General features: G+C 46.2%; 3 protein-coding genes and 2 pseudogenes. 1 reads left to right on the top strand and 4 read right to left on the bottom strand.

Annotated elements, in window-relative coordinates:
- Positions 1-361: 361 nt before the first annotated feature.
- Positions 362-1126 (bottom strand): annotated as a pseudogene (locus AK963_RS27090) (SDR family NAD(P)-dependent oxidoreductase).
- 303 nt (positions 1127-1429) lie between these two features.
- Here AK963_RS27090 and AK963_RS27085 point away from each other — a divergent pair.
- Entirely contained in the window at positions 1430-1948 is a 519-nt protein-coding gene (locus AK963_RS27085) for a porin family protein (RefSeq protein ID WP_066018447.1), read from the top strand.
- Positions 1949-2108: 160 nt separating this feature from the next.
- Here AK963_RS27085 and AK963_RS27080 read toward each other — a convergent pair whose 3' ends face one another.
- The 3 genes and pseudogenes from AK963_RS27080 to AK963_RS36070 all read right to left on the bottom strand — a co-directional run.
- Positions 2109-2426: a DMT family transporter gene (locus AK963_RS27080; protein ID WP_020585145.1), complete on the bottom strand. Its 318-nt coding sequence runs from the start codon at positions 2424-2426 to the stop codon at positions 2109-2111.
- A 149-nt stretch (positions 2427-2575) separates the two neighbouring features.
- A complete protein-coding gene (locus tag AK963_RS27075; RefSeq protein ID WP_066018446.1) occupies positions 2576-3043 on the bottom strand; it encodes a hypothetical protein in 468 nt (155 codons plus the stop codon).
- 186 nt (positions 3044-3229) lie between these two features.
- Positions 3230-3419, bottom strand: a pseudogene (locus AK963_RS36070) (IS630 family transposase); the annotation flags it as partial.

Here is a 3419-nt window from a genome sequence, read left to right as displayed (position 1 = left end):
AGAGTCAGCTTAGTAAAATATTTAACTTTCTGGAACTATCAGACTTGCAGACCACCCCAAAAAGCTATACTTAACGACAGGTCATTTTGGACTGGTGTTTTGAGGACTTTTTACGCCGGTGATGACACCTTTTGCTGGAAACTTATGCAGACACGCTGAACCCTGTTCATTGGCGCAGTACCTGTCTCGATTTTCTTCACAGTTTACTGACAGAAGTCGATTCGCTTGCTGATATGGCGAAACAGCAGGAGCAGCAAAAGAGACTGCTTTGGGAAATACAGGTGACTGGTTTTTACTTTGCTCCCTGTGCGAAAAGAGGCGTGTAAATGTTGAGCCCATGGATAGAGCAGGAAAATGATGATTAAACCAGCAGCCTTCCTCCATCCACTGGCAGTGCCTGCCCGGTAATAAAGGACGCTTCATCAGAACATAAAAAGAGTGCGGCTCCAGCCACTTCTTCAGGTGTGCCGAATCGACCAACCGGGTAGCGTAACTTCAACTGAGCTGTGAGCTCATTATCCGGCTTTACCACTTCGTCTGACATGGGGGTTTCAATAATGGCTGGGCAAATGGCATTTACTCTGATGCCTTAGGCTGCATACTCTTTGGCGGCAACCTTGGTTAATCCGATGATACCATGCTTGCTTACGCAATAGGCCGAGGTCGCAAGACTGGCAATCAGACCGGCAATAGAGGACATGTTGATAATCACGCCAAAGCCCTGTTGAAGCATCAGCGGGATCTCCTGCTTCATGCACAGCCACATTCCTTTGAGGTTAGTATTCATTACCCGATCCCAGGTTTCCTCATCGTAGTCAGCGGTTGCTACTTTGGCAGGTCCAAAGATGCCGGCATTGTTGACTGCATAATCCAGTTGGCCAAATTCGCTGATGCAGGTATCAACCATGCTCTGGATATCGTGCCTGCTGGTGACATCCGTTTTTACAAATTGTGCATTTCCTCCAAGGTCAATAATCTCTCTGGCAGTCCGTTCCCCTTCATTGCTGCGTCGTGCAGCGATAACCACATTGCAACCTTCACGGGCAAATGCCAGCGCAATGGCTTTTCCAATGCCGGAGTTACCTCCGGTGATCAGCGCCGTTTTGCCTTCGAATTTTCTGTTCATTGATGATTTCTCGGGAAAGTGGTGGGTTCACAGGTAAAAGTAGATGAGTGTCTGCAGATTTTCCGAGCATTCAGAAAGTGTTGGCATTTGATAAATGCTGATGATGCTTTATTAATCAGAGGGTAGATCTAAAACAGTAAGAAAATGAAGGATGTATGTTCTGATAAATAGATATTAGTCAATAAGTGTAAGTTTTTCGTGTTTTTTTTGATTTAATTTCTTTACTTTTTTAGGACTGTTTATAAGATTTGAGCCCACTGAAAGTGTGTCTTCTTTTATTTTCTTTTGATAAGGATTGCTGCAGTGAACAAGCGTTCCGCCCTTGCCCTGGTGCTCTCAGCGTTCAGCCCTTTTGCTTTAGCAAACATCTATGTTGGTGGCAGCTTGTCTGCCATGGATTATTCTGAGGGAAGCATCGAAGATGTTGCGCCTGTCGCACTTTCTGGCCTGGTGGGAATAAAGGCGAATGAGCATTTCTCAACAGAGGTGCGGGTCGGGTTTGGCGTAGGCAATGACAGTGCGAAATATCAGGGTGAGAGTGTTACTCTGGATGTGGATAATTTCGTGGGTGTCTATGGCCGCTTGGGGATGCCGGTTGGCAAGGTTTATCCTTATGTGGTAGCAGGCCTGACTCAGGTCGAAATGACCATCGATGTGGCCGGTCAGTCCATGTCTGAAACTGATTCCGATATCTCCTATGGGGTGGGTCTTGATTACAACCTCAACAAGTCACTTAAACTGAACCTTGAGTACATCAACCTCTATGATCGAGGTGACAGCAAAATCAACTCTGTGAATATTGGTGCGACCTACCACTTCTAAGCAGAGGTGTTCATGAGTTCATTGTGAACACCCTCTGGTTTTTCAAACTATCAAACCTTCTGCCAGTCAAAATCCATTTGTCTGGCAGTCTTTTCTGTCAAAACTCACGTTAAATAAAAATCCCTGTATTCATTATTATTCGTACTGCTGTGATGGAGAATCAGTACGCCAGCTTAAGGGTAACCACGCCAGCAATAATCAGTAACACACCCATATAGCGCATGAGGCTGGCAGCTTCGCCATAGAAAATAATCCCGACAAAAAAGGCACCGGCAGCACCCAGCCCAGTCCATACGGCATAAACGGTACCCATGGGGATCTCTTTTTGAGCCAGCCACATGGTGTAGCCGCTGAGGCCAATGCAAATTATTGCAGTAAATATACCAAGCCACCGGGTGTCCGGGCTTTGTGCCATTTTCAGACCAACTGGCCAGCCGATTTCAAACATACCTGCCAGCAGAAGATAGACCCAGGCCATACTCTTATTCCTCGTTACTGAGAACATTCCGCTTGTCGGTTTTTATAAGCTCGCTTGAGCGTATTAACAAAGTAAACCTCTGGCGGTAATGGTTGATCATGGTTGCTTATAGAGTCGGTAATATAGTGCAAAGTTCCAGATTGCCAGCACTAATTTTCACTTGTAATCCAATTTATCTCCTCTGCAGTTATTCTACCGACAACTGTCTGGGCAAGGCTGCCGGGCATCTTGCTGGATGAGCCTGTGACTGGAATATGGCCGCCCATTATCTCTGCATATTGCTGTGGGTGAAGCGGAGCCCTGTCCGGTTCAGCATAGCCATCCGGAAACATTGGGCTGCCTGTAGAAAGGTCGTATTTGTCAGTGGCACCCAGAGTGTGCATTAACTCATGAACCATCACTACGGCATTGCTTTTGGTATAACGCCGGTCACTATAAGCATTGACAATGCCCACCATGCCTTTTTGTAATCCAACAGAGTGTTCCAGTATCGGCAATAAATCCGGGTCATGATAGATGACATAAAGGTGGATATCGGCTCCGGCAAAGTGACTGTCTCTTTTCATCTGCCAGTGCCAGAAACGAAGCTTCAATGACCAGACAAAGGATGAGAGCATACTTCTGCTTGATGGGAGTGGAGGCGGCAACTCATGGACCATGTCCCCTAATTGGACGGACACAGGTTGGGAGGATGACTGCCCATAAAGCGTGATGCCATAACGGGCAGCTTGAGTTGCAAGAAATAGTTCAATGTCATCAAAATGCCACTCTTTCAGGCGATTAATACCAATTGAATTTTCTAACTACTGTATAACTGCCCAATCACGGGAGCACAGACTGAACAGTCGACCAGCTTCGCTGCAAAGGTTATTCCAAGCTTCACAGCAACAATCTACAATATTTTCATAACCTGAAAATGCTTTGTTTGATAAGTCATGCTCCCGCATCCACTCCCATAGCCTTTCTGAGCTGTTTAACTCCGGTGCGAATGGT

Source organism: Endozoicomonas atrinae, from assembly GCF_001647025.1.
Taxonomy (GTDB): domain Bacteria; phylum Pseudomonadota; class Gammaproteobacteria; order Pseudomonadales; family Endozoicomonadaceae; genus Endozoicomonas; species Endozoicomonas atrinae.
This window is presented reverse-complemented; position numbering and strand designations above follow the sequence as displayed.

Excerpts from the sequence above, each read along its gene's own strand:
- AK963_RS27080 (WP_020585145.1), bottom strand. The coding sequence starts at position 2,426 with ATGGCCTGGGTCTATCTTCTGCTGGCAGGTATGTTTGAAATCGGCTGG.
- AK963_RS27075 (WP_066018446.1), bottom strand. The coding sequence starts at position 3,043 with ATGCTCTCATCCTTTGTCTGGTCATTGAAGCTTCGTTTCTGGCACTGG.